Origin of the sequence: Brevibacillus sp. SAFN-007a, assembly GCF_051967035.1 — a bacterium.
Lineage (GTDB): Bacteria > Bacillota > Bacilli > Brevibacillales > Brevibacillaceae > Brevibacillus.
Window position 1 is genome coordinate 347783 of sequence record NZ_JBQCKK010000002.1, and the last position, 25929, is coordinate 373711.

Below are 25929 nucleotides of genomic sequence, written 5' to 3' on the forward strand. Positions count from 1 at the left end.
TGAGGGGAAGACATGAGCGTAAAGCAACAAGTGGAATTGGGCAAGCTATTTTTCGAGGATGGCATCCCTGGGTTTTCCCATTTGCAGTTTTTTCAGTTGATGCAGGAGGAAGAGAGTCCCTTTTTTTTGATTCAGTCGACGGAGGAAAAGGACGTAGGCTTTTTGGTCATTGATCCGTTTTCCTTTTTTCAAGGGTATAAGTTTGAGTTGCCCGCTTTAGCAAAAGAGGCTCTGCGAGTGGAGGATCCATCGCAAATTATGGTTTTCTCCATTGTCACGATTCGTGGATATGACCAGGCAACAGTAAACTTGAAAGCGCCAATTGTAGTCAATCCGTTCAATCGGATGGCTAGACAGGTTATTTTACAGGATGATACATACTCCATTCGCCAGCCGTTGTTCGAGCAACATGCTGTCGATCGAAAGTAGGTGGCGGGTGCATGTTGGTCCTTGCGCGAAAGAAAAATGAGTCGATCATGATAGGGGACAGCATTGAAATAAAGGTCATTTCCGTAGATGGGGATCAGGTGCGTATAGGCATCGAAGCTCCTCGCCATATGGATGTGTATCGTAAAGAAATATTTGATGCCATTCAGGAGGAAAATCGTATGGCTACACAGAGTCAGACGGATTGGAAGATGCTGAAAAAATTGCTCCAATCGAATAGTGAATGGAAAGGTAGTCAATAGACTATCTTTTTTGTTTTTTTGCAGAAAAAAGTAGAAAAAGCACTAAACACCCAAATCATGAGAGCCGATAACAATATTGTAGGGACAAAGCCACAAGCGCGCGATTGTTGTTTGTCTCCATTTTAAGTAGCAGTCACAGGGACGTGACTGTCGACAATTCAAGGAGGAATTTTACATGATTATCCAACACAATATGTCGGCTCAAAACACTCATCGTCAACTGGGTGTGAACACTGGCAACCTGGCTAAAAACGTAGAAAAACTGTCTTCCGGCTACCGCATCAACCGTGCGGCTGACGATGCGGCTGGTCTCTCCATCTCTGAGCGTATGCGTGCACAAATCCGCGGTATGGAACAAGCTTCCCGCAACGCACAAGATGGTATCTCTCTGGTACAAACCGCTGAGGGTGCTTTGCAAACTGTAAACAACATGCTTGTTCGTCTCAAAGAACTGGCTACACAATCTGCAAACGGTACGTACACGGATGCAGAAGACCGCAAACGTATCCAGGAAGAAGTAACTGAACTGAGCAAAGAGGTTAACAACATTAAAGACAACACCAAATTCAATGGTATCTCCCTGTTGGATGGCAGCTCAACCTCCGGTATCACGCTGCAAATCGGTCAAGAGACTTCTCAAACTCTCACTTTGGATGCTACTAAATTTGACTTGTCTTCTGTTGCTGCAGCTGTATCTGGCTACGACCTGAGCACTCAGAGCGGTGCAAAAGCTGCATTGGGCGACATCGAAAATCAAATCAACAAAGTATCCGCAGCACGTTCTTACCTCGGTGCGAACCAAAACCGTTTGGAAAACACCATTAACAACCTGAACATCACTTCCGAAAACTTGACTGCTGCTGAATCCCGTATCCGCGACGTAGATATGGCGAAAGAGCAAATGCAGTTCACGAAGAACAACATCTTGACCCAAGCTTCCCAAGCTATGCTGGCGCAAGCTAACCAATTGCCACAAGGCGTTCTGCAATTGCTCCGTTAATTGTAAAGTATCAATCAAAGCACGGCCTTCCACAGGGAGGCCGTGCTTTTTTTCGTCATTCGATCGCATGGTTTGACACGCTTCGACTGGATTCCAGGAATATCATATAATGGATCGCCGCATAGTTACCGATATATAGAAAGAAAAGGAGTGGGGTAGTCGGATGAAAATTATTTCAGATGGAAAAGAATTCATTATCGATGTGACGGTTGCGGATGCGGTGTCTTCTATTCTTTCTGTAGTAAGGGATATTATAGATGAGTCGGATAAGATTTTTTATGGGCTGAAGATAAATGGTCAAGAAGTATACGAGCATTTTGAAATGATTCTGGAAGAGAATAAAGCAACTCTAGAAACGGTTGAACCTATTCTGGTTACAAAAGAACAGTGGACAGCAGACACTCTTTATTCTATTTATGAATATACACACAATGCGTTGCCAAAGGCAGCGGAATTGGTTGATAATTTTTATGATAATCCGCGTGAAGACGCATGGGTGCAACTAAGCTACCTGATAGAAGGGTTGCAATGGATTCACAGTACGAGTGAGTATCTACCGGAGTACGCTTCTCTTCTGGGCTCCTCATCACTCTTAGAAAACCTCCATACAGCAGTCACTCAATTGGATCTCGTTTTAATTGGTGACCTTATTCAATACGAGATTGTCCCTTATTATGAAAAAATACAGACACAGTTGGCGGCAACGATCGAAATGGGGTGATAACTTGTGATGCGAATTGAAAATGTTCAAGTACTCAAGAAGCACTACCCTGAACTTCTGGATGTAATAGGGCATAGTGACGAAAGCGAAAGACAGGATACCCGGATTGAGGAAGCCAAGAATCAGTTATGGACGATGGCTGTTTTAAAGGAGACGGGGTGGAACTATCTTCATAGCAAATACAATCCTATTCAGGAAGCAGAGCGGTTTGTACAGTCGATGGAGGATGTAGGAGAACGGCATGTCCTGTTTTATGGAGTGGGTCTTGGATACCACATCGATTTGTTCCGAGAGAAGCACCCGGATGCTACCTTTTCTGTCTATGAACCAAACCTGTCTACTTTTTATCATTTTTTAGAGAAAAAAGATTTGAATGAATGGTCCCCGAAAAGAAATTTGAAAAAGATTATGGTGGAGAGAGAACCAGCGGATTGCAAGAAAAATCTGAGCGATTTTACGAATCTCTTGCGGGAAGAAATCTATCTAGCGGTCTTCCCGAGCTACCAACGTATTTTTGAAGAGGAATCCAAGCGCTTTTTTGCCACGTTTAAAGAGGTTGTCTACGAAGCGAGACAATTGATGCAAACGAATAGAATATTTGCCAAGCGTACAGCAATTAATGGTTTCAAAAATATCCCTCATATTATAGATACTCCAAGTATTTTAGAAGAGAATCACGGGGCGTTTCATGGAAAGCCAGCTATCCTCGTAGCCGCTGGCCCATCTTTGAATGATGAAATAGAACGGCTCCGTCAAATTAAGAAAAGTGGATCGGCTTATATTTTTTCCGTAGGTTCTGCACTTAACTCATTGCTTAGCAATGGTATTATGCCAGACGCGACTTTTTCTTATGATGGCAGTGTGATGAACAAAAAAGTATTTGCAAAGGTACTGCGAGAGGGAATCAGTCAAATTCCGCTTGTGTTCGGTAGTACAATCGGCTTTGAAACCTTGCCAGAGTACCCAGGGAAAATGGCTAACTTTCTTGTGAAGAGCGATTATGTTATGAGGCTATTCCTGAAAAGGTCAGATCAAGAAGGATCAGACTATATCGATACCTTCATGAGTATCGCTACATTAACGCTTCAGTTACTTGCTAAACTGGGTTTTTCACCTATTATTCTGGTGGGACAAAACTTTGCTTTTCGTGCAGATGAGAATTACGCAGCAGGGATTGAGTATATCAATCCTGTTGTAGGAGAGCAGAAAAAAGTAAATGCCTTGCAGGTAAAGGACGTTTATGGAGGGACAGTCCTTAGTAGTCGGTTGCATACCAACATGAGGAAGGAAATGGAGTCTGTGATTAATTCCTTCAAGAACATGGACATCATCAACTCAACAAAAGGTGGTGCTCATATTGAAGGAACCGTTTTTTTGCCACTGGAAAAAGTAATGGAAGAACGATTGCAACAATCCAATATCGTTGAAAGTGACTGGTTGGATAAACACGCAAAGATGATCCCGTACGATTACGATCACCTCAAGCGATTTTCGCGGGAAATGCTCCAATCTAGCACTGAGTTAGGAAAGTTACTGAATAGATTTCAGTACCTTATCGAAGAAATGAAGCAATTGGTTCGTACAAAAAATCGCAAGCAGTTGGAAATCCAGTTTCAAAAGTTTGACAAACTGTTTGACAAGTTACAGAAAAATAAATTTAATCTGTACTTGATTCAAACAATCAATAATGTCTCCTTCAAGCTGATTATGAAAATACTGGATGAAGTACGTTTGCTTCCTGATCCAGTTAGCAAGGCTGACCGCGTAAGCAAGGAATTTGGAAATTATCTTGAAATTTGTAGCGAAGATACAGCCCTACTGACAGCATTGTTAGAAGAAATGTATAAGAAGGTACTGGGGCAAGAAATTTTGGTATAACGGAGACGATACAATGAACCTCAGTGGAAAGAAAATACTGATAACAGGCGCGGATGGTTTTATTGGTTCGCACCTGACAGAAGCACTTGTCCGGCAAGGTCACGATGTAAAAGCATTTGTTTTGTACAATTCGTTTAATTCTTGGGGGTGGTTGGACTCTTCCCCAAAAGAAATACTTAACGAATTGGAAGTTTTCCTGGGGGATATTCGTGACCCCCATGGAGTGAAACACGCAATGAAAGGCTGTGACGTTGTTCTGCACTTGGCGGCACTCATTGCCATTCCATATTCTTACCACTCGCCAGATACTTACGTGGACACCAATATTAAGGGAACATTAAATGTTTTACAGGCTGCACGTGATCTTCATGTAGAGAAAATCGTACATACTTCGACCAGTGAAGTTTATGGGACGGCTCGTTTCGTTCCAATCACAGAGGAGCATCCACTCCAGGGGCAATCCCCCTATTCCGCAAGCAAAATAGGCGCCGATCAGCTGGCCCTTTCTTTTTACAGCTCATTTGATCTTCCTGTTTCTATTATCCGCCCGTTTAATACGTATGGACCGCGCCAATCCGCTCGTGCGGTGATACCTACGATCATTACGCAGATTGCTGCAGGGCAAAAATCTATCAAGCTTGGATCCCTGCATCCTACAAGGGATTTTAATTATGTGAAGGATACGGTCGCGGGATTCATTGCGGTTGCGGAATCCGATCGTTCTGTTGGGGAAGTAATCAATATCGGTAGCAATTATGAAGTGTCGATCGGACAAACGGTTGATCTTATTGCTGAGTTAATGGGGAAGCAAATTGAAATTGAGACGGATGATAAGAGGCTACGCCCTGAAAAGAGTGAAGTAGAGCGTTTGTGGGCATCCAACGCGAAGGCAAAAGAATTGCTTAATTGGGAGCCTGTCTATGGCGGTATCGATGGGTTCAAACAAGGATTGGCAGAAACAATTGAATGGTTCACTCATCCTGCTCATTTAAGTCAGTACAAAACGGGGATGTATAGTGTATGAAGCAGGTGGTCTCCGTAGATAATTTTGTCTCCATTCTGAAGCAGATCGCTTCATCGGACAAAGACTTCGTTGCTCTTCATGAGCCGTGCTTTCAGGGAAATGAATGGGCATACGTGAAAGAGTGTTTGGATACGGGCTGGGTCTCCTCAGTCGGAAAATATGTAGATCGTTTCGAAGAGATGCTTCAGGAGTTTACGGGTGTAAAGCGGGCAGTGGCTGTAGTAAATGGCACGGCGGCTTTGCATATTTGCCTAAAGGTAGCCGGGGTAGAGCCAGAGGATGAAGTATTAATACCAACACTGACCTTTATTGCCACAGCGAATGCGGTTGTTTACAGTGGAGCTATTCCGCATTTTGTAGACGTATCTGACAGGACTTTGGGAATTGATTCCCACAAACTCGAGGACTACTTGCGAGAGATTTCGGAAGTAAGAGGTAGGAATTGTTACAACCGAATCACTGGTAGAAGGATCAAGGCAGTCATACCTATGCATACATTTGGGCACCCGTCTGATTTAGATGGGATTGTAAGTGTGTGTGAGCGATTTCAACTGGAATTGATAGAAGATGCAGCGGAATCGTTAGGATCCTATTATAAGGGGCGACATACTGGAAACTGGGGACGTGTTTCGGCGCTTAGTTTCAATGGGAATAAAATCATTACAACAGGTGGCGGTGGCGCAATTTTGACCAATGACGAGGCATTGGGGCAATTGGCGAAGCATTTGACTACTACGGCTAAAAAGCCACATAAATGGGAATATGAGCACGATCAAATAGGCTACAACTATCGTATGCCCAACATAAACGCTGCCTTGGGATGTGCGCAACTTGAGCAGTTGCCAACCCTTCTCAAAAAGAAGCGGAAGCTAGCTCATTTATATCGAGAAGCGTTCAGTAAATTGGATGGACTCTCTTTTTTTTGGGAGCAACCGAACACTTCAAGTAACTTTTGGTTGAATGCAGTGTTACTAGAGCGGGATTATGTTGATCTGCGTGATACGATACTGGAGAAAACAAACGCGGAGGGGATCATGACAAGGCCTGCTTGGAAGTTACTTCATACACTACAGATATTCAAAGAGTATCCGAGTATGAAAAATGATACAGCTAAAGAAATTGAAAAGAAATTGATCAATATCCCGAGCAGTGCTGGATTAATTTCCTAATTTGAGGGGGAAGTGTAGTGTCGGCTGTTTTTGAAAAAGAATATGGAACTACTATGGAGAAGTTGGATAATTTTGAGAAGTATATTCGACGGCAAACGATGACCAGATTTTTAGCTAGATACGAGTTGTTTAAATTACAGGTTAATATAAAAGGAAGTATAGTAGAATGTGGCGTACATCATGGCGGGGGATTGATGGCATGGGCGAAATTGTCTGCTGGTCTCGAACCGTATGCTTTTGATCGAAGAGTTATTGGATTTGATACTTTCGAAGGCTTCCCTTCTATCCATGAGAATGATCGAGGAAGCAATAGTCACGAGAATAGTCAAATGCGTGTAGGTGGTTTTGATACAGGGTATGATTCTTTTCAGGAATTGATGGATGTTATTCAGGAGTATGATCAAAACCGATTTTTAAATCAATTTCCGAAAGTAGAATTAGTAAAAGGCGATGCGAATCATACGATACCCCAATACGTGAAAGACAACAGTCATTTATTAGTAAGTTTGTTATTTTTAGATTTTGATTTATATGAGCCGACTAAAGTAGCCTTAGACCATTTTCTCCCACGTATGCCAAAGGGGTCCGTTTTAGCCTTTGATGAAATCCACAATCCATGGTGGCCGGGTGAAACACAAGCGTTACTAGAGACGCTGGACTTAAAAAAATACGAAGTAAAGAGGTTTCCATTTGAGCCTAACATCTCCTATATAGTTTTGTAGTAAATTGAAAAGATAGGGGGAGACTTACTTTGCTAAGGATTTTGACCGAAGCGTCCGGGAGCATGTCAGCCGCCTACATCATTCATGCTATTCAACAAGCTGGTCATGTTGCCATTGCATCTGATATCGACCCAGACTGTGTTGGGCGATACCTCGCAACAGATTTCATTCCGATGCCATCTAAACACGACCCCAATCTTTGGGAAAAAACGCTTGAAAAATTGGTAGAACATAAAGTTAACGTAGTAATTCCCTCATTAGATGAAACGTTAAGTGGCTGGGCAGAACGTCAACAGCAAATGGCACAAGTAGGTATCTATACGATTTTGTCACCTGTAGAAACGGTGCGTACATTTCAGGATAAATGGAAAACTTATCAATTTTTTATTCGTGAAGGAATACCGACTCCTGCTACGAGTCTAGAACAAACATTTGCTTTAATAAAACCTAGAAATGGCCGGGGAGCAGTGGGAGTACGCGTGGAAAATTCAATTGTGGACATGGAGGGAATGATCTCACAGGAGGTTGTGACGGGAATTGAGTATACCGTTGACGTTTTTTGTGATAGGGAATCAAAGCCCGTGTATATTGTCCCCCGTCGAAGAGAAGGTGTTATTCAAGGAAAGTCTACCGGAGGAATTGTAGAGAAGCAACCTTTGATTGAGGAATGGGTGAAGAAAATCTGTCGGGCGATCCCTTTTGCAGGACCAGTCAATATGCAGTGTTTCTTGCAAGAAAATGGTGAGGTTCAATTTATTGAGATCAATCCGAGAATTGCAGGTGGTATGGCTCTAGGATTTGCTGCCACAGAAAATTGGATTTCATTGATGGTAGATCATTTTATTAATAAAAAACCAATTACTCCAAAGCCGATCCGATACGGATTGAAAATGAAGAGGTACTATGCTGAAGTCTTTGTTTCCAATGATTGACTGGGATACTGTGAAATACGTTGGGTTTGATATGGATGGGACCTTATATGATGAACTGGACTTTATAAGACAAGTATATATGCCGATTGCTAGCCGAATGGCTAAATTTATCGGTCTACCTGCTGATGATATCTATCAAAAGTTGTTAGAAAGATGGTTGGAAAAAGGAAGTTCGTACAATCGGATTTTTGAAGAGATACTCTCACAGGGTGAAGTATGTAAGGATGAAAAAGAAGGAATCATTCAGGAATGCTTGCATATATTCAGAAACTATTTGCCAGAACTGGCGTTAACGCATAGAGTTACTTTCTTGCTTCAGTACTTTCACCAAATCTATGAATTGTTTCTTATAACGGATGGCAGGGTTCAATTACAACAATCCAAATTTCATGCACTAGGGTTATCGAAGTGGTTTGATGAACAAAATGTTGGTTTTACTGGTCTTTACGGAAGTGCATATGGGAAACCTTCTCCTTTAATAGTAACGAAAATAAAGGTTCTGCGCGAGGTTTGTAATCCCCAGCATGTCGTGTTTTTTGGTGACAGAGAGGTAGATGAAAAGTTCGCGAAGGGACTTGGGTATCAGTTTGTATTAACCAAGTGTTTGCAAAAGGAAGGATTATCGGGATGAAAAAACGGAAAGTGTTAGGTGTGACTGGTATTCGTTCTGAATATGACATTATGTCTTCTGTTTACCGTGCGATTGAATCCCATCCTGCATTAGAATTGGAATTAATTGTGACAGGAGCTCATTTAAGCGATGCTTATGGACTTACTGTTAACGAAATCAAACAAGACGGCTTTTTCATTGCAGAGGAAATCGAGAGCTTAATAAATGGTGACCAAGCTTCTTCACGAGTAAAAGGTTTGGCTATACAGCTACAGGGGTTGGTACAAGCAGTTAATAGAATAAAGCCGGATTTTCTACTAGTACTAGGTGACCGCGAAGAATCAATGACGACTGCGTTAGTGGGAGCGTACATGAATATTCCAGTTGCGCATGTTGCCGGCGGAGACCGCGTAGTAGGTAACGTAGATGATCAGGTTAGGCATGCCGTTTCCAAGCTTGCTCATTTGCATTTTGTAACAAACGAGGAGAGCGCTGCCCGGTTGATTAAAATGGGAGAGCAACCTTTCCGAATCTATAATACAGGTAATCCAGGGTTAGACCGTATCCGACAGACGCCTGTTCTTACGAGAAGAGAATTATCTGAGCGATTGGGCTTTACGATTAATGAAAACGAGCCACTCATTTTGTTAATTCAGCATGTTATCTCAACAGAAATTAACGAAGCCTACTTTCAAATGAAACAAACGATGGAAGCGGTTAAGGAACTGGGAATCAAAACAATTCTTAGTTACCCGAACTCAGATGCAGGCAGCCAGCAATTAATTAAAGCCATTCAGGAGTATCAAGATCTACCCCATCTTTATATGGCAAAAAACATCCCGAGACTGGAATTTGTGAATATCATGAGGGAGGCGAGCTGCATGATAGGCAATTCTAGTGCTGGAATTCTTGAAGCACCTTTATTGCATTTGCCTGTAATTAATATAGGAAATAGGCAGAAGGGGCGATTGCATGCAGAAAATGTGCAATTTGTTCCTCACTCTGTTCGGGAGATATGTTCGGCTGTTACAAAGGCAATATCGGATAAGGATTATCGAGAAGTGGTAAAGAAATGTGTGAATCCTTATGGCGATGGATTTTCTTCACAAAAAATAGCAAGTGTGCTTGCTGACATTCCCATTGATGAAAAACTTTTAGTAAAGGACATTACATACTAATGAGCAGAAATGTACTTTTTATTGCTCCGCATCCCGATGATGAGACACTTGGGTGCGGGGGGACAATTTTTAAACATGTTGAACAAGGTGATCGAGTTCATTGGTTAATTGTCACAGAGATGAAGGAAGAGAGGGGGTTTTCCGCTGAGAGAATTGCGTTAAGAGAGCGAGAGATAGAAGCGGTTGGAAGGAAGTACAATTTCACAACGATACATCAGCTAAAATTGCCAACTACAAAACTGGATGAAATAGGAATGAGCCTGATTGTGGATAGAATGGGTTCAGCTATTCGTGCTATTCAACCGGAAGTCCTCTACATTCCGTATCCAGGAGATGTCCATACGGATCATAAATATGTCTTTGATGCTGCTGTTTCATGTACAAAATGGTTTCGTTATTCCTTTATAAAAAGGGTATTGGTATATGAAACCTTATCTGAAACGGAATTCGGTTTGAACCCAGATACGAATGGGTTTCGACCAAACGTTTTTGTGGATATCACTGAACACATGGAAAAAAAACTAGAAGTAATGCGTATGTTTCAAAGTGAAATGGGGACGTTCCCGTTTCCTAGAAGTGAACGAACCATCCGTTCTCTCGCACATGTGCGTGGATCGACTGCTGGTGTTGAATCTGCGGAAGCATTCATGCTCTTGAAGGAGATATTGTAAAAAGAGGGTGTCTTTGTGAGGAGAAAAACATTTATTATTGCTGAGGCAGGCGTTAATCACAATGGCTCCTTAGAATTGGCAAAAGAGCTTGTGTATCAGGCTGCAGTAGCCGGAGCTGATGCAGTAAAGTTTCAGACGTTTAAGGCAAAAAATATTATCAGCAAGTATGCTGAAAAAGCCGATTATCAAAAGAAGACGACTGGCACCCAGGAGTCCCAGCTTGAAATGGTGGAAAAGCTTGAGATGACAGCAGATATGCATGAGGAACTTGTGGCACATTGCAAAACATTCGGCATAAAATTTCTATCTACACCGTTTGATCTTGAAAGTATCGAATTATTGGCTAAGCGAATCGGCGTGGATCAACTCAAGCTGCCTTCTGGCGAAATTACAAATGCTCCACTTTTATTGAAAGCTGCGATGACTGGTTTGCCGCTTATTCTCTCCACGGGAATGTCTACCCTAGGGGAGATTGAGAAGGCATTGGGTGTCCTTGCGTTTGGATATGTTCATTCGGATCAACCCCCATCCATCCAGGCTTTTCAAAGAGCATTCGCCAGTGTAGAAGGGCAACGAGCATTGCAACAGAAAGTATCGTTGCTTCATTGCACAACCGAATATCCAGCACCGTTTGCGGATGTCAACTTGAAGGCGATGGATACACTGGTAACAGCATTTGGCCTTCCTGTTGGACTATCCGATCATACAGAAGGGATTGCTGTTCCCATTGCAGCGGTTGCGCGTGGCGCAATAATTATTGAAAAGCATTTTACTCTCGATAAAAATTTACCTGGACCGGATCATAAAGCTTCTCTTGAGCCGCAAGAACTAAAACAAATGATAGAATCCATTCGACAAATTGAGTTGGCTCTTGGCACCAATCTCAAATTGCCAACGCCGTCAGAATTGAAAAACAAGCTTGTTGCGCGCAAAAGCTTGGTAGCTGCACGCAGTATTAAAAAGGGAGAGCCATTCACCAAGGAAAATCTGACTGCCAAACGACCAGGGAAAGGGATTGCGCCAATGTTTTTTTGGGAAATGATTGGAAAACGAGCAACGAAAGATTATCAGCCTGATGAAGTGATTGAACCATGAAAAGAGTGATCATTCTTGGCGGTGGTGATCATGCCAGAATTGTCGCCGAGGTGTTGATGCTTCAAGGCTATCAAGTCGCTGGCTATACGGATGTAACGGATAAAGGAAAGTTTTGGGGTATTCGCTACTTGGGCGATGATTCTGTTGTGAAGACCTACTCGGCGGAAAAGATTTTATTAGCAAACGGTCTTGGCTCTATAGGCGATAATTCGAGAAGAAAGCAACTCTATCTCTCCTTTAAGGAAAAAGGTTATTCATTTGTCAGTGCAATTCATCCAAACGCAGTTCTCTCTCCACATGCAATCGTAGAGGAAGGGGTGCAAATTATGGCGGGTGCCGTTATCCAAGCGGGTACCAAGCTCGGATCCAATACTATCGTCAATACACGGGCTTCCGTAGATCACGATTGCGTTATTGAAGAGCACGTCCATATTGCGCCTGGAGCTACAATATCCGGAGGTGTAACAGTACGTGCGGATTCTCATATAGGAACTGGAGCTGTAATTATTCAAGGTATTGTAGTAGGGAAGTCGGGTATCGTCGGAGCTGGAGCAGTAGTGATAAGAGATGTTCCAGAACAGGCTAAGGTAGTAGGGGTACCTGCTAAACGAATTGGAACTTGCGGCTAGAAAGGTGTGAGGAATGGTGAACTGGAGAGAGATGCTGGTATTGCCGAAAACTCCTATTATTACTACTTTGGAGATCATTGACAAAAACGCACGACAAATTGCTCTCGTGGCAGATGAAGAAGAACGATTGCTTGGTACCGTAACCGATGGCGATATACGCAGAGGTTTGTTAAAAGGTCTGGCTTTGACTGACCCAATCTCAATGGTAATGAATCCATCCCCTATTGTTGCTTCTTCTTATGACACCCGTGACCATATACTATCTGTGATGAAAATTAAACAAGTTCACCAAATCCCTGTTGTTAATGAGCATGGTCGAATTGTTAGAGTTGAAATTTTAGACGACTTGCTCCACCCTAAAATGAAAGAGAACTGGGTTGTCTTAATGGCTGGGGGATTAGGAACCAGGTTATATCCGCTTACACACGATTGCCCTAAGCCTTTGTTAAAAGTAGGGGACAAGCCTATATTGGAAACCATTCTGCAGAGCTTTATCGACCAAGGCTTTCATCGCTTTTACCTCTCAGTGAAATATAAAGCGGAAATGATTCAGCAGCATTTTGGAGACGGCTCAAAGTGGGGGGTCACGATCCGCTATCTTGAGGAGCAGGAATCATTGGGGACCGCAGGCGCACTTAGTTTACTACCTGAAAAGCCGTCGGATCCTTTTTTTGTGATGAATGGTGATCTGTTGACCAAGGTGAATTTTGAGCAATTGCTCGATTTTCATAAAACCTATCAAGCACAGGCAACGATGTGTGTCAGAGAGTACGATCATCAGGTGCCTTATGGTGTTGTTCGGCTGGACAAGCATAGACTTGTTTCGATTGAGGAAAAGCCGACCCAACGATATTTCGTCAATGCAGGTATCTATGTGTTAGACCCTGCAGTCTTGGATTATATTCCGCAGAGACAGTTCTTTGACATGCCTAGCTTGTTTGAGTATGTAATGAAAGATCAGCAACAGCAGGCCATTGCGTTTCCGATCCGGGAGTATTGGTTAGATATTGGACGTATGGCTGATTTTGAGAAAGCGAACGTGGAATTTGCGGAGGTATTCGGGTGATAGAGAATAAGTCTGTTCTAGCGATCATCCCAGCTCGCGGAGGTTCCAAAGGAGTACCCCGGAAGAATATTCGCGATTTGGCAGGAAAGCCTCTTATAGCTTGGACAATTGAGGAAGCCCAAAAATCGATTTATATTGACCGATTAATTGTATCCACAGATGATGAGGAAATCGCAGAAATTGCACGGAATTGGGGATGTGAAGTGCCTTTTCTGAGACCGCTAGAACTGGCACAAGACCAAACACCAGGGATTGACCCTGTTCTTCACGCAATGGAAACCCTGCCGGAGTATGACTACACGATGCTCTTACAACCAACTTCACCACTGAGACTGTCAGAGGATATCGATGCGTGCTTAGAGCATTGCATAAAACAATCGGCAAAAGCATGTGTTTCTGTAACTGTTACCGATAAATCACCGTTCTGGATGTACTATTTAGCAGAATCCAGCGAGCTACGACCTATTATAAAGACAGACCGCCCGGTTCTTAGAAGACAAGATGCACCAGATGTATATGTACTGAACGGAGCTATTTATGTGGCAAAGTCTGATTGGATCAAGCAGAATCGGACATATTTGAATGCTGAAACAATAGGCTTTGTAATGCCTAAAGAACGCTCAATAGATATTGATACAATGATTGATTTCACGATTGTCGAAACTATTTTAAAAGAAACAAGGTTTCAAGAAGAAAAGTAAACTACCTCGAATATTTCTCCGATACTTATGATAAAGGGAATCAGCGGGGGAGGAGAAGGTGTGAGTATTCAAGGTAGCAATATGACGGGAAGCGGAAAAAATCCATATGTGGACGTGTTCGTTGGAGGGAATGTAGCGCAATCAGCAGTGCAGCCAAGTGAAACAAAAATTCCGAACCAACCTGAAAAAAGGATCACGCAAGCTGAGTTGGAACGCCAAGTAGATAGCTTGAACAAGTTTATGCAATCAAGCACAACGCACCTTAAATTCACCTTGCACGAGAAGTTAAACGAATACTACGTTCAAATCATTAACGACTCGGATAATACTGTCGTTCGCGAGATCCCATCCAAAAAAATAATGGACATGGTCGCAAAAATGCATGAAATGATTGGGTTGTTGATTGACGAAAAAAGATAGGAGGTAGGGAGAATGGCCATTCGCATATCTGGTATGGCGTCTGGGATGGATACAGAATTAATGATTAAAGATCTGATGAAAGTACAAAGAGCCCCTGTAAATCGTTTGGAAAAAAATAAAATCTTAACAGAATGGAAGCGGGATGTATACCGTGAGATGAATACATTGCTGGCCGACCTACAGACAACCGTCAATAGCATTCGTTACTCGGCTAATTTTAACAAAAAAGTGGCGAGTTCGGAAAATGATGCAATCGCATCTGCAAAAGTTGTGGGTAAGCCAAAGCTGTCTTCCTATTCAATTGAAGTTAAGCAGCTTGCTAAGGCAGAAATGCCTGCTGCTATGCAATTCAGTCCTACAGTAACGAGTTCAACCCAAAAGTTGGAAACTGCTTTTTCATTTGCTATAGATGGGGATACTGCGAATCCTATCAGCGTAACAACAGATGATACGATCGATACAGTCATTCAAAAAATCAACAACTCTGGCAAAGGGGTAGAAGCTTTTTATATCGACAATCAGTTAGTCATCAAGTCAAAGCCTGGGGAAACACTTGGTGGGGATAACAAGTTTGATATTCAAGTGGTTAGTGGCGACGGCAGTGCTCTAGGAATGACTGCTGCTGCTACGGCTGTTTCGTCTTCTACTCGTGTAGCGGGGACAAATGCTATCGTAGTTATCAATGGTATTGAACAAACTTCGACTACCAATACGATAAAGTACGATGGTATGGAGTTTAATGTAAAAGCTGCCAATTTAAACAATCCGATTGTGGTTACCAATCAAACAGACACAGATGCTGTGTTTAACTCTATCAAAGCTTTTGTAGATAAATATAATGCGGTTATCGAGGTTATCAACAAAAAAATATCGGAGCCGAAGTATAAAGGTTATGAACCGCTTTTGGATGATGAGAAGGAAGCTCTCGATGATAAGACAGCAGAGAAATTGGACAACATGGCCAAAAGTGGAATTTTGCTCCGTGACCCTTATTTGACCAGTGTACTCAATGAAATGCGTCATTCAATCAGTACTCCTTTGAGTGGAAGTGGAGTAAATGCTGCATTTGATACGCTTTCCGAAATTGGGATTGGCGGTCCTCCAAACGGAAAGAATGCTTACCAAGAAAACGGGAAGCTGTATATCGATGAAAATAAGCTACGTGATGCAATTAGCAATCATGGCTCAGATGTTGTCAAATTGTTTACTAGTTTCAGTTCAAGCACAGATGCTGCAACCAAGTACAACGAAAGCGGTATTGCCGAGCGTCTTTACAACAATTTAAGCAAAGCAATCTCCGATATTACGAAGCAAGCAGGTAGTGGAACGGTATTAAGTGATAACAGCTACCTCAGTAGAAAGATCGGACAAATAGATGACGACATCGATAGATGGGAAGATCGCTTGAAACAAATCGAAGACCGTTACTATAAACAGTTTGCTGCTATGGAAACAGCTATGTCCAAGGCCAAATCTCAGGGCTCTTGGTTTGCACAAATGCTTGGCCAGAGCTATTAAGGAGTGATGCAGATGTTGCAAAATGCTGCTCAGGCTTATCAGAACAATCAAGTAACAACCTCGACTCCGGCCGATTTGACATTGATGCTGTACAATGGTGCGCTTAAATTTATCAAACAGGGCAAAAGCGCGATGGAAGAAAAGAATGTTGGGAAGGCACACGAGGCGTTGCTGAAAGTCCAAAACATCCTGTATGAGCTAATGTCCACCTTGAATAAAGATTATCCGATTTCCAAAGAGTTCCTCAAACTTTATGAGTACATGTTGCATCGTACGATTGAATCCAATATGAAAAAAGACGTAGAGATTCTTGCAGAAGTCGAAGGACTGTTTGTTCAATTCCGTGACACATGGAAAGAAGCCATGCGGTTGGCTAGGCAGCAGGGATAAGGGTTGCAGATGGAAAAAATGTTGGATACTCTTTTAGAGCAATTGTTCGAAGCGACAAATCGTCTTGAGCAAGCAGTGGTGCTGCAGGATTCGGATGTAGATGAATGGCTGGAGATTTTGAACGAGAGAGAAGCATTGATTGCGCAGATGAAAGATACCAACATAGTGAACGAAGCGTTAACAACTGGACAAAGGCAGCGCTTGAGCCTTATAGACGAAGTTAATCAGCGGCTATTGGCAGCAATGGATAGCAGAAAGCAAGGTGTGCAAAAACAGTTGAACAATGTGCAACGCAGCAAGCTTGCCATGAATTCGTATTATGACATGGGACCAAGCGGATACGGGGCGTTTTTTGACCGTAAAAAATAAAAACGGCCGGGGAACCGGCTGTTTTCTTTTGGAAGTGCTTCAGGAATGTTTTCCGACAAATCCAGGACAAATAAAGGCTGCGTAAAAAGCTTAGCAAACCTGAGTGATTTAGTATTCGACCTTATGCACGGATATCAATGGTTTTACCCAAAACCGGATGACTAGCCTGCTCTTGTATGTTCTGATCCGTATTTCTGAGACTATCAAGCAAAATAGATGCTTGAGCTTTGCCGGTGTCCAGCACTTGCTTCATGACGCTCACATTTACAGCTTGTTGCAGTTGAATAGCATTCATTGTTTATCACCTCTTTGCTAGATTTGTATTCTTGTATGTTATCGTCATTTCCTGTAATTCCCGTTACAACTATTTGTTGATACTCTCTGCCTAGCTGCTTCCACCATCTGCTATACTAGAATCGTTCTGTCTAATTTACTAGGAAGGTGACACCATTGTCCACAAAACGCCGCTCACTCGCCTTGATCGGAGCCGTCCTCCTCATTTTCATACACGCGGTTTACCTGAACGGCAACCTCGCCGACCTCTTGAACGTGACCGCCATCGAGCTGGTCGCGCTCTCCGTAGTGGTTTCCTACGCGATCAAGCGCAAGCACCTCGACCTGAAAAAAATCATGCGTCTGCTGATTCACGGGCGGGACAGCAACGTCGAGGAGACGATCAAGCGCTTCTACTACTACGCGCTCGTCCAGAAAGAACAGGGATATATCGCGCTTGAGCGCGAGTTGCAGCAGGAGCGCGACTCGTTCGTGCAGCGCGGCAGCCTGCTGGCGATCGAGGGGGTTCCTGAAGCCGAGCTGCGAATGATCCTGGAGAACGAGCTGAAAGGCGAGCAGTACCGCTACCAGCAGGCCGCAGGCTTCTTCCGGCTTATCAGCTTGCTGGCGCCAGGGATGGGGCTGGTTGGTACGCTGCTTGGGATGACGGGGGTACTCAAGTCGCTCGAAGACATGGCGCTCACAGGGCACAGCCTGAGCGCAGCCGTTGTCGCCACGCTCTATGGCGCGCTCCTTGCCAATTTGTTCGCGCTGCCGTGCTACTACCGGATGATGGATTTGTACGACAGGGAAATGTTTGAAAAACGACTGTACATCGAGGGCTGCGTCGGTTTGCAGCGGAGGGAGACGCCGCGCCTGCTGTTTGAGAAGCTCAACTCGTTTTTGCCGGGTGACCAGAAGCTGGTGCTCGTCAAGGAGCCTGGCAGCGTGAAGGGCACGATTGAAAGGCAGGATCGCTATGCATGACGATCGGTTGTACGATGAGAAAGAGCTGGAGAAAAGCTGGCTCATTAGCTATAGCGACTTGATTACGCTTCTGTTTGTCATCGTGATTATCTTCGCGGCGACGCAAATGACGAAGATCCAGACCCAGCGGGAAGCCGCCAAAAAAGAACAGGCCGCGCAGGAGGCCAACCTGAAGCAGGTGCATGAGAGCCTCGATCTGTTGAATCTGCAAAAGCTGGAGCTGGAACGCGAGATTCATCAGCTGGAGGGGCGAAAACAGCTGCTTTCCGGCACCGGGGATGAGCAAGGCTCACAGGAGCGGGAGCAGGAGCAAGAGCAAGCGAGCTTGCCGAAGCCTCCTGTCGGGGTGCCGGACACGGGGGAGCGCGATATGGAGACGGTGTACAACCAGCTATCCTCCGCGTTGGCAGAAGTGAACCTGGACTACGAGGAAACCGAAGAAGGACTGCGTATCCGGCTTCCGGAGAAGATTTTGTTCGCCAGCGGCTCAGCCGATCTCCAGCCGCAAGGGAAAGAGGTCGTAGGCACAGTAGCACGTGTCTTGCAGCGTTATGCGTATAAGGTGAGGATTGAGGGCTATACAGACGACGTGCCGATCTCACGCAGCCCGTACAAGTCGAACTGGGAGCTGTCCTCCGCCCGCGCTATTGCGGTGATGCGGGAAATGGTTGATACATATTCCTTGCCGGCCTCTCGTTTTACCGTGGCAGGATGGGGAGAATACAGGCCGCTCGTGGACAATTCGAACGAAGAGAACCGTGTGCGGAACCGTCGGGTAGAAGTAATTATTTTGGCGGAAAAAGAATAATTCGTATTTTTCAGATAAATAAATCTTTCAAGGCAGGATTTTTATATACAGGATAGAAGTATATCTCGTATATATGAATTCTGCCTTTTTGCTGCTATTTCCAGCTGGATGCCAAAACTCGACACCGTAGCCATAGTACCAGAGCCGCAGAACGTGCAGGAAAATAGTTATACCCAGCTTGTGCACAACGTCATGTGAATAATGTGGATAACTTTGTGGAGAACGCAAAACACACACGATTTCCATGTGGACAGCGCTGGGGAAAAGTATGACATACAGAGAGAAACAAGGGGGATTTTTGATGGGTATCGGGAAAAAGTGGTTCAAGTCTCTTGTGCTGGTCGCAGGCGTAGGTCTTTTGGTCTCCGCATGTGGAACGGGTGGCCAGCAAAACGCGGGAAGCGGAACGGGCACGAGCGGCTCAGGGGCAGGCTCCGGCTCGGGTGAAAAGGTGTACGTGGTGGGAACCGATGCAGCGTATCCGCCGTTCCAGATGCTGGAGGCGGACAAAATCAGCGGCCATGACATTGACGTGATGAATGCGATCGCAGAAGCGGGAGGTTTCAAGATCGAGTGGAAAAACACCGGCTGGGACCCGCTGTTCGACGGATTGGACAAAGGAACGGTGGACATCGGGATTTCGTCGATCACGATTACGGACAAGCGCAAGGAAAAGTACGACTTTTCGGAACCGTACTTTGAAGCGAACCAGCTCATTCTCGTAGCCGAAGACTCTCCGGTCACCAAGCTGGCCGATCTGCAAGGCAAGAAGATCGGGGTACAGGCGGCAACCACGGGGGAAGAAGTGGTCAAAAAGGCGTTTGGCGATACGTATCAAGGCTTGATGGGCTATGACGACATGCCTTCGTCCGTAGACGATTTCTTCAATGGTCGTGTCGATGCCGTTGTGGGAGACAATGGCGTGCTGCAATATTACGTAAACAAAATCAAAGACAAGAAGTTCAAGCTAATCAAGGACGACTCGTTTGAAAAAGAATACTACGGCATCATGGTGAAAAAGGGCAACACGGACGCGCTGAACAAAATCAACGACGGCCTGAAGAAAATCAAGGAAAATGGCAAGCTCCAGGAAATCTACAACCAGTACTTTGGCAGCAACTAGTCAGCAGCCGGGTGCGTCGCGGGACGTGCCCGGTGTTTGTGACTCCAGTGCTGACATACACGAAGGGAGGACTTGCCATTGGACTGGAGCGTCATCTATGAATATCGCGAGCTGTTTATCCGGGGCGTTATCAATACGATTTTACTGACGGCGGTTGCGACCGTATGCGGAACCGTTTTGGGACTGTTTATCAGTTTGGGCAAAATGTCGGCGAACCGCTTTTGGCGGTGGATATGCTCGATTTACGTGGAGCTTTTTCGGGGCACGCCGATGCTGGTACAAATCTTGCTGATTCACTTCGCTATCATTCCGTCCATCTGGGGACTGTTTTTTCCGGGAGAGAACAGTCCGGAAGCGATCTACTCCGGGTTTGTGGCGCTGTCGCTCAACGCAGCGGCTTACATCGCCGAGATTTTTCGGGCAGGGATTCAATCGATCGATCCCGGCCAGATGGAAGCGGCACGCTCGCTGGGAATGACGAAGGGATTGGCGATGCGGCTGATTATTTTGCCGCAGGCGTTTACCCGGATGCTTCCGGCCATCGGGAACGAATTTATTGCACTCTTGAAAGACTCTTCTCTCTGTGCCGTTATTGCGACACCGGAATTGAACTACGCCGCCATGAACGTGGCGAAGAGCACGTTTGAACGGTACCCGCCGTACTTGACGGAAGCGGCTGTGTACCTGGTGCTTACTTTGTTCCTGTCTCGGGTGGTCGTTCGAGGATTGGAGAAAAAATATTCAACGAGATAGAAGAATGCGTCTGCTGATTTTGGGGAGACTAGGAGTGTACAAACAGAATTAGTATCCAAATTTTTACAAAAGAAAGGGTTGTGCTGTTTCATGCAAGGCAAAGTGAAGTGGTTTAACGCAGAAAAAGGATTTGGGTTTATCGAGCGAGAAAATGGCGATGACGTATTCGTTCACTTTTCCGCGATTCAGTCGGAAGGTTTTCGCACGCTGGAAGAAGGACAAGCTGTAGAGTTTGATATTGTGGAAGGCGATCGCGGGCCGCAAGCAGCCAACGTCGTCAAACTGTAACGCATAGCGCTGACAGCAAATCCCCCTCGCTCGTATCGGGCGCAGGGGGATTGTTATGTCTAGCTAATCATTTTGGCGATGGCCAGTGCGCGATGCTCGCGCAAATCCAGAAATTCGTCTCCCCGGCGAACGAGGGGACGCATCGGTTCATCGGTATGAATCATAATGATTTCTACGCAGTCTCCATTGTTTAGCAAAGCATGAGAGCCGACGTACATCACAATCATGTACTGGATAAAACGGGAGACGATCAAAGGGTTCAGTTGGCCTTGGCATGCCAGCTCCCACAATACATGGGCACCGTGAAAGGGAGAAGTGCCGCGACGATAGGCGCGGTCTGTGCAAACGGCGTCGAACACATCGGCAACGCTGATGATCTGGCACTCCAGGGGGATCTCTTCCTTTTGGTAGCCATGGGGATAACCGCTGCCATCCAGCCGTTCGTGATGCAGGAGAGCGCACCTGGCGATCCACTCGTCCGCGTCCTCCATCGACAGGAGCAGCTCGCTGCCGTAGAGGGTGTGGCGCTTCATGATTTCGTACTCTTCGTCGGTCAGGCGATCGGGTTTGGACAAAATCTCGTCGGGAATCATCATCTTCCCTACGTCATGCAAGAGACCTGCTTGTCCCAAGCGGTAAATTTCTTCCTGGGGGCGACCTACGATTTTTCCGATCAGGGCAGCTACGATTCCGACATGAAGAGAATGGCGGTAGGTATATTGCTCCGTGCCTTCCTTTATGTAGAGAAACCGGAGGAAGCCCATTCGTTGAAGGATTTGGTCCAGCAGCGGATAAAACGTGCTGTTGAACTGGTGCAGGGGAGGCACAGAACCTGTCGCGATCTGTTTGAATAGGTGCTCGGTTTGCTTGACTGCCGCCATGTACGCGCGGGCTGCTTCTGCCTCGTTCCAATGCAAAATGGGCACATGCTGCTCAGGGGCTTCCGAAGCGGAAGTGACGCGTACCGTTTGAATGTGATGGGCTTCCAAAAGTCGAATGTCGCTCAGATGAAGGACGGCCCCGGCCGGCAAAAGAAGCAGGCCGTACTCATTGTAGACGTCTTGAGCGAGTGTAGCGCCCATAAGGGAACGAGAAGGTTTCACCTCTGCCATGAGGATTCCTCCAGTGCGATGACGACCGCGATATAGATTTGGGATGATGGGGAGACTACCCTTTTTATTATAGCAGAGGGAAACTAGCGAGTATTGGTAAAATCCTGTCGAACGTTGCCAAATTGTAAAAAAATTTATAAGATTTTTTAGCTTGGGGTGAAGGATTATTTACAGGGGTACCGAATACCTATGTATAGACGGAAGGAGGTTTGAACCATGAAATTTAATATTCGTGGAGAAAACATTCAAGTCACCGCAGCACTGAAAGAGTATGTGGAAAAGAAAGTCGGCCGTCTCGAAAAGTATTTTGAACCTACCCCTACGGATGTACAAGTTACCATGTATTTCAATCGTGGAGAAGGGACAATCGAGGTAACGATCCCGCTTGCCGGGGTTATTATCCGAGCAGAAGAAACGCACGAGGATATGTATGCCGCTATCGACCTGGTGGCAGAGAAGCTGGATCGTCAAGTTCGCAAGCACAAAACGAAATTGATGCGAAAGCTGCGGGTTGATTCCGCTGTGAAAGTCGGACAACGCGATAGTCAACCAGTGGCTGTAATCATACCAGATGTCGATGAGGAAGATGTGGATATCGATATTGTCAGAACGAAGCGTTTTGACCTGAAACCGATGGATGCGCAGGAAGCCGTCATGCAGATGGATATGCTGGGACACAATTTTTTTGTTTTCCAAAATAGTGATACCAACGATGTCAGCGTGGTGTATCGCCGCAATGACGGACGCTATGGATTGATTGAACCGAAATAACGAAACTTTCCATTTCTTTACTCGTATAAGACTAGGGAGTTGCCAAAAGCAACTCCCTTTACTTGTGTATATACGCTTTTATTTGTTAAAATAGTTTTTTAGAAAGTATTTTTTTCGTAGAATCGGTATCCTTTTTTCTGGCGCGTGCCAGGTAGGGCGATATTTTTGTTCGGAAGCATATGGAAGGGGTGTCCTCATGTTAGGACTCGTTAAAAAGATATTTGGCGACAGCAATGAACGTGAAGTGAAAAAAATGTTTAAGCGCGTGGAAGCGATCAACGCGCTCGAACCAAGCATAGCAGCGCTTTCCGACGAGCAACTGCGGGAGAAGACCGCAGAGTTTAAAGCCCGGCTGGCCCGAGGGGAACAGCTGGACGACATCCTGAATGAAGCGTTTGCCGTCGTTCGCGAAGCATCGAAGCGCGTTTTGGGCATGCGTCACTTCGATGTCCAGTTGATTGGCGGTATGGTGTTGCAGGAAGGCCGCATTGCCGAGATGAAAACCGGTGAGGGGAAAACCTTGGTGGCTACCTTGGCGACCTACCTCAATGCCTTGCTTGGCAAAGGCGTTCACGTCGTAACGGTGAACGAATACCTGGCAGAGCGCGACTCGCGGATCATGGGGCAGCTGTACAACTTCCTCGGCATGACAGTCGGTTTGAATAAAAACGGGATGAGCCCGGAAGAAAAGCGGCAAGCCTATGCTTGTGACATTACCTATGGGACGAACAACGAATTTGGCTTTGACTATTTGCGCGACAACATGGTTCTGTACAAGGAACAGATGGTGCAGCGCCCGCTCTTTTTCGCCATCATCGACGAGGTGGACAGCATCCTGATCGACGAGGCGCGTACGCCGCTGATTATTTCCGGATCGGCAAACAAATCGACAGAGCTTTACTACATCTGCGCACACTTTGTGAAGCGGCTGGAGCCGGAAAAAGACTTTACCATTGATGAAAAGCTGAAGATCGTCAACCTCACAGATGAAGGGGTGGGCAAGGTCGAGAAAGCCTTCAATATCGACAACCTGTACGATACGGCACACATCACCCTGAACCACCACATTACAGCGGCGCTGAAAGCCCAGGTCCTGTTCAAGCGCGACGTGGACTACGTGGTGCAGGACGGCGAGGTTGTCATCGTCGACGAGTTCACGGGCCGTCTGATGGTGGGACGCCGCTACAGCGATGGCTTGCACCAGGCGATCGAGGCCAAGGAAGGGCTGCGCGTGCAAAGCGAGAGCATGACGCTCGCTACGATTACGCTGCAAAACTACTTCCGTATGTATGAAAAGCTTGCCGGTATGACCGGTACGGCGAAAACAGAGGAAGAAGAGTTCAAAAAGATTTACGGTCTCGATGTTGTCGTCATTCCGACGAACAAGCCGGTCATCCGTCAGGACTTGCCGGATCTGGTTTTCAAAACGGAAGCGGCGAAGTACCGCGCGGTTGTGAACGACATCGTTGAGCGTCACAAAAAAGGGCAGCCGATTCTCGTCGGTACCATTTCCATTGAGAACTCGGAGCGCCTGTCGCACATGTTAAAGCAAAAAGGCGTGCCCCACAACGTATTGAATGCGAAGCATCACGAGCGCGAGGCGGAAATCGTTGCGCGCGCAGGTCAATATGGCGCGGTGACAATCGCGACCAACATGGCCGGTCGCGGTACGGACATCCAGTTGGGCGAAGGCGTAGCGGAATTGGGCGGTCTGCACATCATCGGTACAGAGCGTCACGAGAGCCGCCGGATCGACAACCAGTTGCGGGGACGTGCCGGACGTCAAGGGGACCCGGGTTCCTCCCAGTTCTTCCTGTCGATGCAGGATGAGCTGATGCGCCGCTTTGGGGCAGACAATATCATGAACATGATGGATCGGCTGGGCATGGAAGAAGATATGCCCATTGAGAGCCGCTTGGTTACACGCGCGGTCGAATCCGCCCAGAAACGTGTCGAGGGCGCTAACTTCGACGCACGGAAAGGCGTACTCCAGTACGACGACGTGATGAACCAGCAGCGCCTCGTCGTTTACAAGCAGCGCAAAGACATCCTGGAGCGGGATAACCTCAGCGATGTTGCGCTCAATATGATTTTCAGCGTGCTGGAGCGTACCGTCGAGCAGCATTGTCCAAAAGAAGAGGTACCGGAGGATTGGGATCTGCAAGCATTGGCCGATGCGGCAAACAATGGCTTCTTGCACGATGAAACCATTACCGCCTCGATGCTGAAAGGCAAGGAAGCAGAAGAAATCGTCGAACTGCTGAAAGCCGAAGTTGTCAAGCAGTACAAAGAGCGCGAAGCACAGATCGGCGAGATGATGCGCGAGTTCGAAAAAGTGGTCATTCTGCGCGCTGTCGACAGCAAGTGGATGGATCATATCGACGCGATGGATCAGCTGCGACAAGGGATTCACCTGCGGGCTTACGCGCAAAACGATCCGCTGCGCGAGTACCAGTTTGAAGGCTACGAGATGTATCAGGCCATGCTGGCTTCCGTCCAGGAAGAGGTCGCGATGTACATCATGAAGGCCGAAGTAAGCCAAAACCTGGAGCGTCAGGATGTGATTCGCGGCCAGGGGATTGATCCGAACCAGCTGCAAACGTCAGGCCCGTCCGATCGTCCGGATCCTGAGGCGTCTGGCGATGCGGACCGGAAAAACCGTGCGCAGCGCCGTGCCCAGGAGCAGGAGCGCCGCCGCCAAAACAAAAAACAGTAAGGCTTCGCCTGACCATAGCAATCAAGAGAGAGCATTCCTCTTCACAGCGGTCCTGTCGCTGCGGGAGGGATGCTTTTCTTTTCCAATCGACAGGAGATGCGCCTTTTGCAGCCCGATTGCGCCGTTTATGTAGACCGGTACAACCCGCCCAAGAGATTTTCTTACTGTTTCCTGACGCCTAGACAGCATTCGTCCCGATCTGTTCTTCCGCGGCTGTTCTGATCCGTCTATTTGTCTAACACTGGTAAAAGTCATCGAACGATTCAGGTGGAAATGTTCAGAAAAATCCATAGAATCATAGGTACAACACTTTTTA

The 25929-nt window shown here is 45.9% G+C and carries 29 protein-coding genes; 27 read left to right on the plus strand and 2 right to left on the minus strand.

Annotation, left to right across the window (positions count from 1 at the left end; all coding sequences use genetic code 11):
• Positions 1-12: 12 nt before the first annotated feature.
• The 20 genes from ACTHO6_RS05000 to ACTHO6_RS05095 all read left to right on the plus strand — a co-directional run bounded on the left by ACTHO6_RS05000 (position 13) and on the right by ACTHO6_RS05095 (position 16782).
• A complete protein-coding gene (locus ACTHO6_RS05000) occupies positions 13-429 on the plus strand; it encodes a flagellar assembly protein FliW (RefSeq protein WP_440239989.1) in 417 nt (138 codons plus the stop codon).
• Positions 430-440: 11 nt separating this feature from the next.
• Positions 441-689 (plus strand): carbon storage regulator CsrA, encoded by a 249-nt coding sequence (gene csrA, locus ACTHO6_RS05005; protein WP_440239991.1) that lies wholly within the window; start codon positions 441-443, stop codon positions 687-689.
• 175 nt (positions 690-864) lie between these two features.
• Entirely contained in the window at positions 865-1689 is an 825-nt protein-coding gene (locus ACTHO6_RS05010; protein ID WP_440239993.1) for a flagellin N-terminal helical domain-containing protein, read from the plus strand.
• A gap of 163 nt (positions 1690-1852) precedes the next feature.
• Positions 1853-2410 (plus strand): hypothetical protein, encoded by a 558-nt coding sequence (locus ACTHO6_RS05015; RefSeq protein WP_440239995.1) that lies wholly within the window; start codon positions 1853-1855, stop codon positions 2408-2410.
• A gap of 9 nt (positions 2411-2419) precedes the next feature.
• The gene (locus ACTHO6_RS05020) at positions 2420-4288 is read left to right on the plus strand and encodes a motility associated factor glycosyltransferase family protein (protein WP_440240098.1); all 1869 of its coding nucleotides are present in this window, start codon (positions 2420-2422) and stop codon (positions 4286-4288) included.
• Between the two features lie 13 nt (positions 4289-4301).
• Positions 4302-5312, plus strand: coding sequence for an NAD-dependent 4,6-dehydratase LegB (locus ACTHO6_RS05025; protein WP_440239997.1), 1011 nt, complete (start codon positions 4302-4304; stop codon positions 5310-5312).
• Positions 5309-6481, plus strand: coding sequence for a LegC family aminotransferase (locus ACTHO6_RS05030; protein ID WP_440239999.1), 1173 nt, complete (start codon positions 5309-5311; stop codon positions 6479-6481). The genes ACTHO6_RS05025 and ACTHO6_RS05030 overlap by 4 nt, the downstream gene beginning before the upstream one ends.
• Positions 6482-6498: 17 nt before the next feature.
• Positions 6499-7203 carry a TylF/MycF/NovP-related O-methyltransferase gene (locus ACTHO6_RS05035; RefSeq protein WP_440240001.1) on the plus strand — a complete coding sequence of 235 codons (705 nt, stop codon included), beginning with the start codon at positions 6499-6501 and terminating at the stop codon, positions 7201-7203.
• Between the two features lie 29 nt (positions 7204-7232).
• A complete protein-coding gene (locus ACTHO6_RS05040) occupies positions 7233-8135 on the plus strand; it encodes an ATP-grasp domain-containing protein (protein WP_440240003.1) in 903 nt (300 codons plus the stop codon).
• A complete protein-coding gene (locus tag ACTHO6_RS05045) occupies positions 8107-8766 on the plus strand; it encodes an HAD family hydrolase (protein WP_440240005.1) in 660 nt (219 codons plus the stop codon). The genes ACTHO6_RS05040 and ACTHO6_RS05045 overlap by 29 nt, the downstream gene beginning before the upstream one ends.
• Positions 8763-9923 (plus strand): UDP-N-acetylglucosamine 2-epimerase, encoded by a 1161-nt coding sequence (gene neuC, locus ACTHO6_RS05050; RefSeq protein WP_440240007.1) that lies wholly within the window; start codon positions 8763-8765, stop codon positions 9921-9923. Before ACTHO6_RS05045 ends, neuC begins: the two co-directional genes overlap by 4 nt.
• Entirely contained in the window at positions 9923-10594 is a 672-nt protein-coding gene (locus ACTHO6_RS05055; RefSeq protein WP_440240009.1) for a PIG-L deacetylase family protein, read from the plus strand. The genes neuC and ACTHO6_RS05055 overlap by 1 nt, the downstream gene beginning before the upstream one ends.
• Before the next feature lie 15 nt (positions 10595-10609).
• Complete coding sequence (gene neuB / locus ACTHO6_RS05060; RefSeq protein WP_440240011.1) at positions 10610-11689, plus strand: N-acetylneuraminate synthase; 1080 nt, start codon at positions 10610-10612, stop codon at positions 11687-11689.
• Complete coding sequence (locus ACTHO6_RS05065; protein WP_440240013.1) at positions 11686-12318, plus strand: acetyltransferase; 633 nt, start codon at positions 11686-11688, stop codon at positions 12316-12318. The genes neuB and ACTHO6_RS05065 overlap by 4 nt, the downstream gene beginning before the upstream one ends.
• A gap of 13 nt (positions 12319-12331) precedes the next feature.
• Positions 12332-13384, plus strand: coding sequence for a nucleotidyltransferase family protein (locus tag ACTHO6_RS05070; protein ID WP_440240015.1), 1053 nt, complete (start codon positions 12332-12334; stop codon positions 13382-13384).
• On the plus strand, positions 13381-14085 hold the full coding sequence (locus ACTHO6_RS05075) for an acylneuraminate cytidylyltransferase family protein (RefSeq protein WP_440240017.1): 705 nt from the start codon (positions 13381-13383) through the stop codon (positions 14083-14085). Before ACTHO6_RS05070 ends, ACTHO6_RS05075 begins: the two co-directional genes overlap by 4 nt.
• 60 nt (positions 14086-14145) lie before the next feature.
• Positions 14146-14505: a flagellar protein FlaG gene (gene flaG, locus ACTHO6_RS05080; RefSeq protein WP_440240019.1), complete on the plus strand. Its 360-nt coding sequence runs from the start codon at positions 14146-14148 to the stop codon at positions 14503-14505.
• A gap of 12 nt (positions 14506-14517) precedes the next feature.
• The gene (gene fliD / locus ACTHO6_RS05085; RefSeq protein WP_440240021.1) at positions 14518-16023 is read left to right on the plus strand and encodes a flagellar filament capping protein FliD; all 1506 of its coding nucleotides are present in this window, start codon (positions 14518-14520) and stop codon (positions 16021-16023) included.
• A gap of 12 nt (positions 16024-16035) precedes the next feature.
• On the plus strand, positions 16036-16413 hold the full coding sequence (gene fliS, locus ACTHO6_RS05090; protein ID WP_440240023.1) for a flagellar export chaperone FliS: 378 nt from the start codon (positions 16036-16038) through the stop codon (positions 16411-16413).
• A 9-nt stretch (positions 16414-16422) separates the two neighbouring features.
• Positions 16423-16782 (plus strand): flagellar protein FliT, encoded by a 360-nt coding sequence (locus ACTHO6_RS05095; protein WP_440240025.1) that lies wholly within the window; start codon positions 16423-16425, stop codon positions 16780-16782.
• Positions 16783-16903: 121 nt separating this feature from the next.
• On the opposite strand, the gene ACTHO6_RS05100 is transcribed toward ACTHO6_RS05095, so the two are convergent.
• Positions 16904-17077: a YjfB family protein gene (locus ACTHO6_RS05100; RefSeq protein ID WP_440240027.1), complete on the minus strand. Its 174-nt coding sequence runs from the start codon at positions 17075-17077 to the stop codon at positions 16904-16906.
• A 155-nt stretch (positions 17078-17232) separates the two neighbouring features.
• On the opposite strand from ACTHO6_RS05100, the gene ACTHO6_RS05105 reads away from it, so the two are divergent.
• From ACTHO6_RS05105 to ACTHO6_RS05125, 5 genes are all read left to right on the plus strand, one after another.
• On the plus strand, positions 17233-18042 hold the full coding sequence (locus ACTHO6_RS05105; RefSeq protein WP_440240029.1) for a motility protein A: 810 nt from the start codon (positions 17233-17235) through the stop codon (positions 18040-18042).
• Positions 18035-18850 carry an OmpA family protein gene (locus ACTHO6_RS05110; protein WP_440240031.1) on the plus strand — a complete coding sequence of 272 codons (816 nt, stop codon included), beginning with the start codon at positions 18035-18037 and terminating at the stop codon, positions 18848-18850. The genes ACTHO6_RS05105 and ACTHO6_RS05110 overlap by 8 nt, the downstream gene beginning before the upstream one ends.
• A gap of 301 nt (positions 18851-19151) precedes the next feature.
• Entirely contained in the window at positions 19152-19973 is an 822-nt protein-coding gene (locus ACTHO6_RS05115; RefSeq protein ID WP_440240033.1) for a basic amino acid ABC transporter substrate-binding protein, read from the plus strand.
• A 78-nt stretch (positions 19974-20051) separates the two neighbouring features.
• Entirely contained in the window at positions 20052-20726 is a 675-nt protein-coding gene (locus ACTHO6_RS05120; protein WP_440240035.1) for an amino acid ABC transporter permease, read from the plus strand.
• A 90-nt stretch (positions 20727-20816) separates the two neighbouring features.
• Entirely contained in the window at positions 20817-21014 is a 198-nt protein-coding gene (locus ACTHO6_RS05125) for a cold shock domain-containing protein (RefSeq protein ID WP_440240037.1), read from the plus strand.
• A gap of 59 nt (positions 21015-21073) precedes the next feature.
• Here ACTHO6_RS05125 and ACTHO6_RS05130 read toward each other — a convergent pair whose 3' ends face one another.
• The gene (locus ACTHO6_RS05130) at positions 21074-22126 is read right to left on the minus strand and encodes an HD-GYP domain-containing protein (RefSeq protein WP_440240039.1); all 1053 of its coding nucleotides are present in this window, start codon (positions 22124-22126) and stop codon (positions 21074-21076) included.
• A gap of 216 nt (positions 22127-22342) precedes the next feature.
• On the opposite strand from ACTHO6_RS05130, the gene hpf reads away from it, so the two are divergent.
• A complete protein-coding gene (gene hpf / locus ACTHO6_RS05135; RefSeq protein ID WP_440240041.1) occupies positions 22343-22897 on the plus strand; it encodes a ribosome hibernation-promoting factor, HPF/YfiA family in 555 nt (184 codons plus the stop codon).
• A 196-nt stretch (positions 22898-23093) separates the two neighbouring features.
• On the plus strand, positions 23094-25613 hold the full coding sequence (gene secA / locus ACTHO6_RS05140; protein WP_440240043.1) for a preprotein translocase subunit SecA: 2520 nt from the start codon (positions 23094-23096) through the stop codon (positions 25611-25613).
• The last annotated feature ends 316 nt before the right edge of the window (positions 25614-25929 follow it).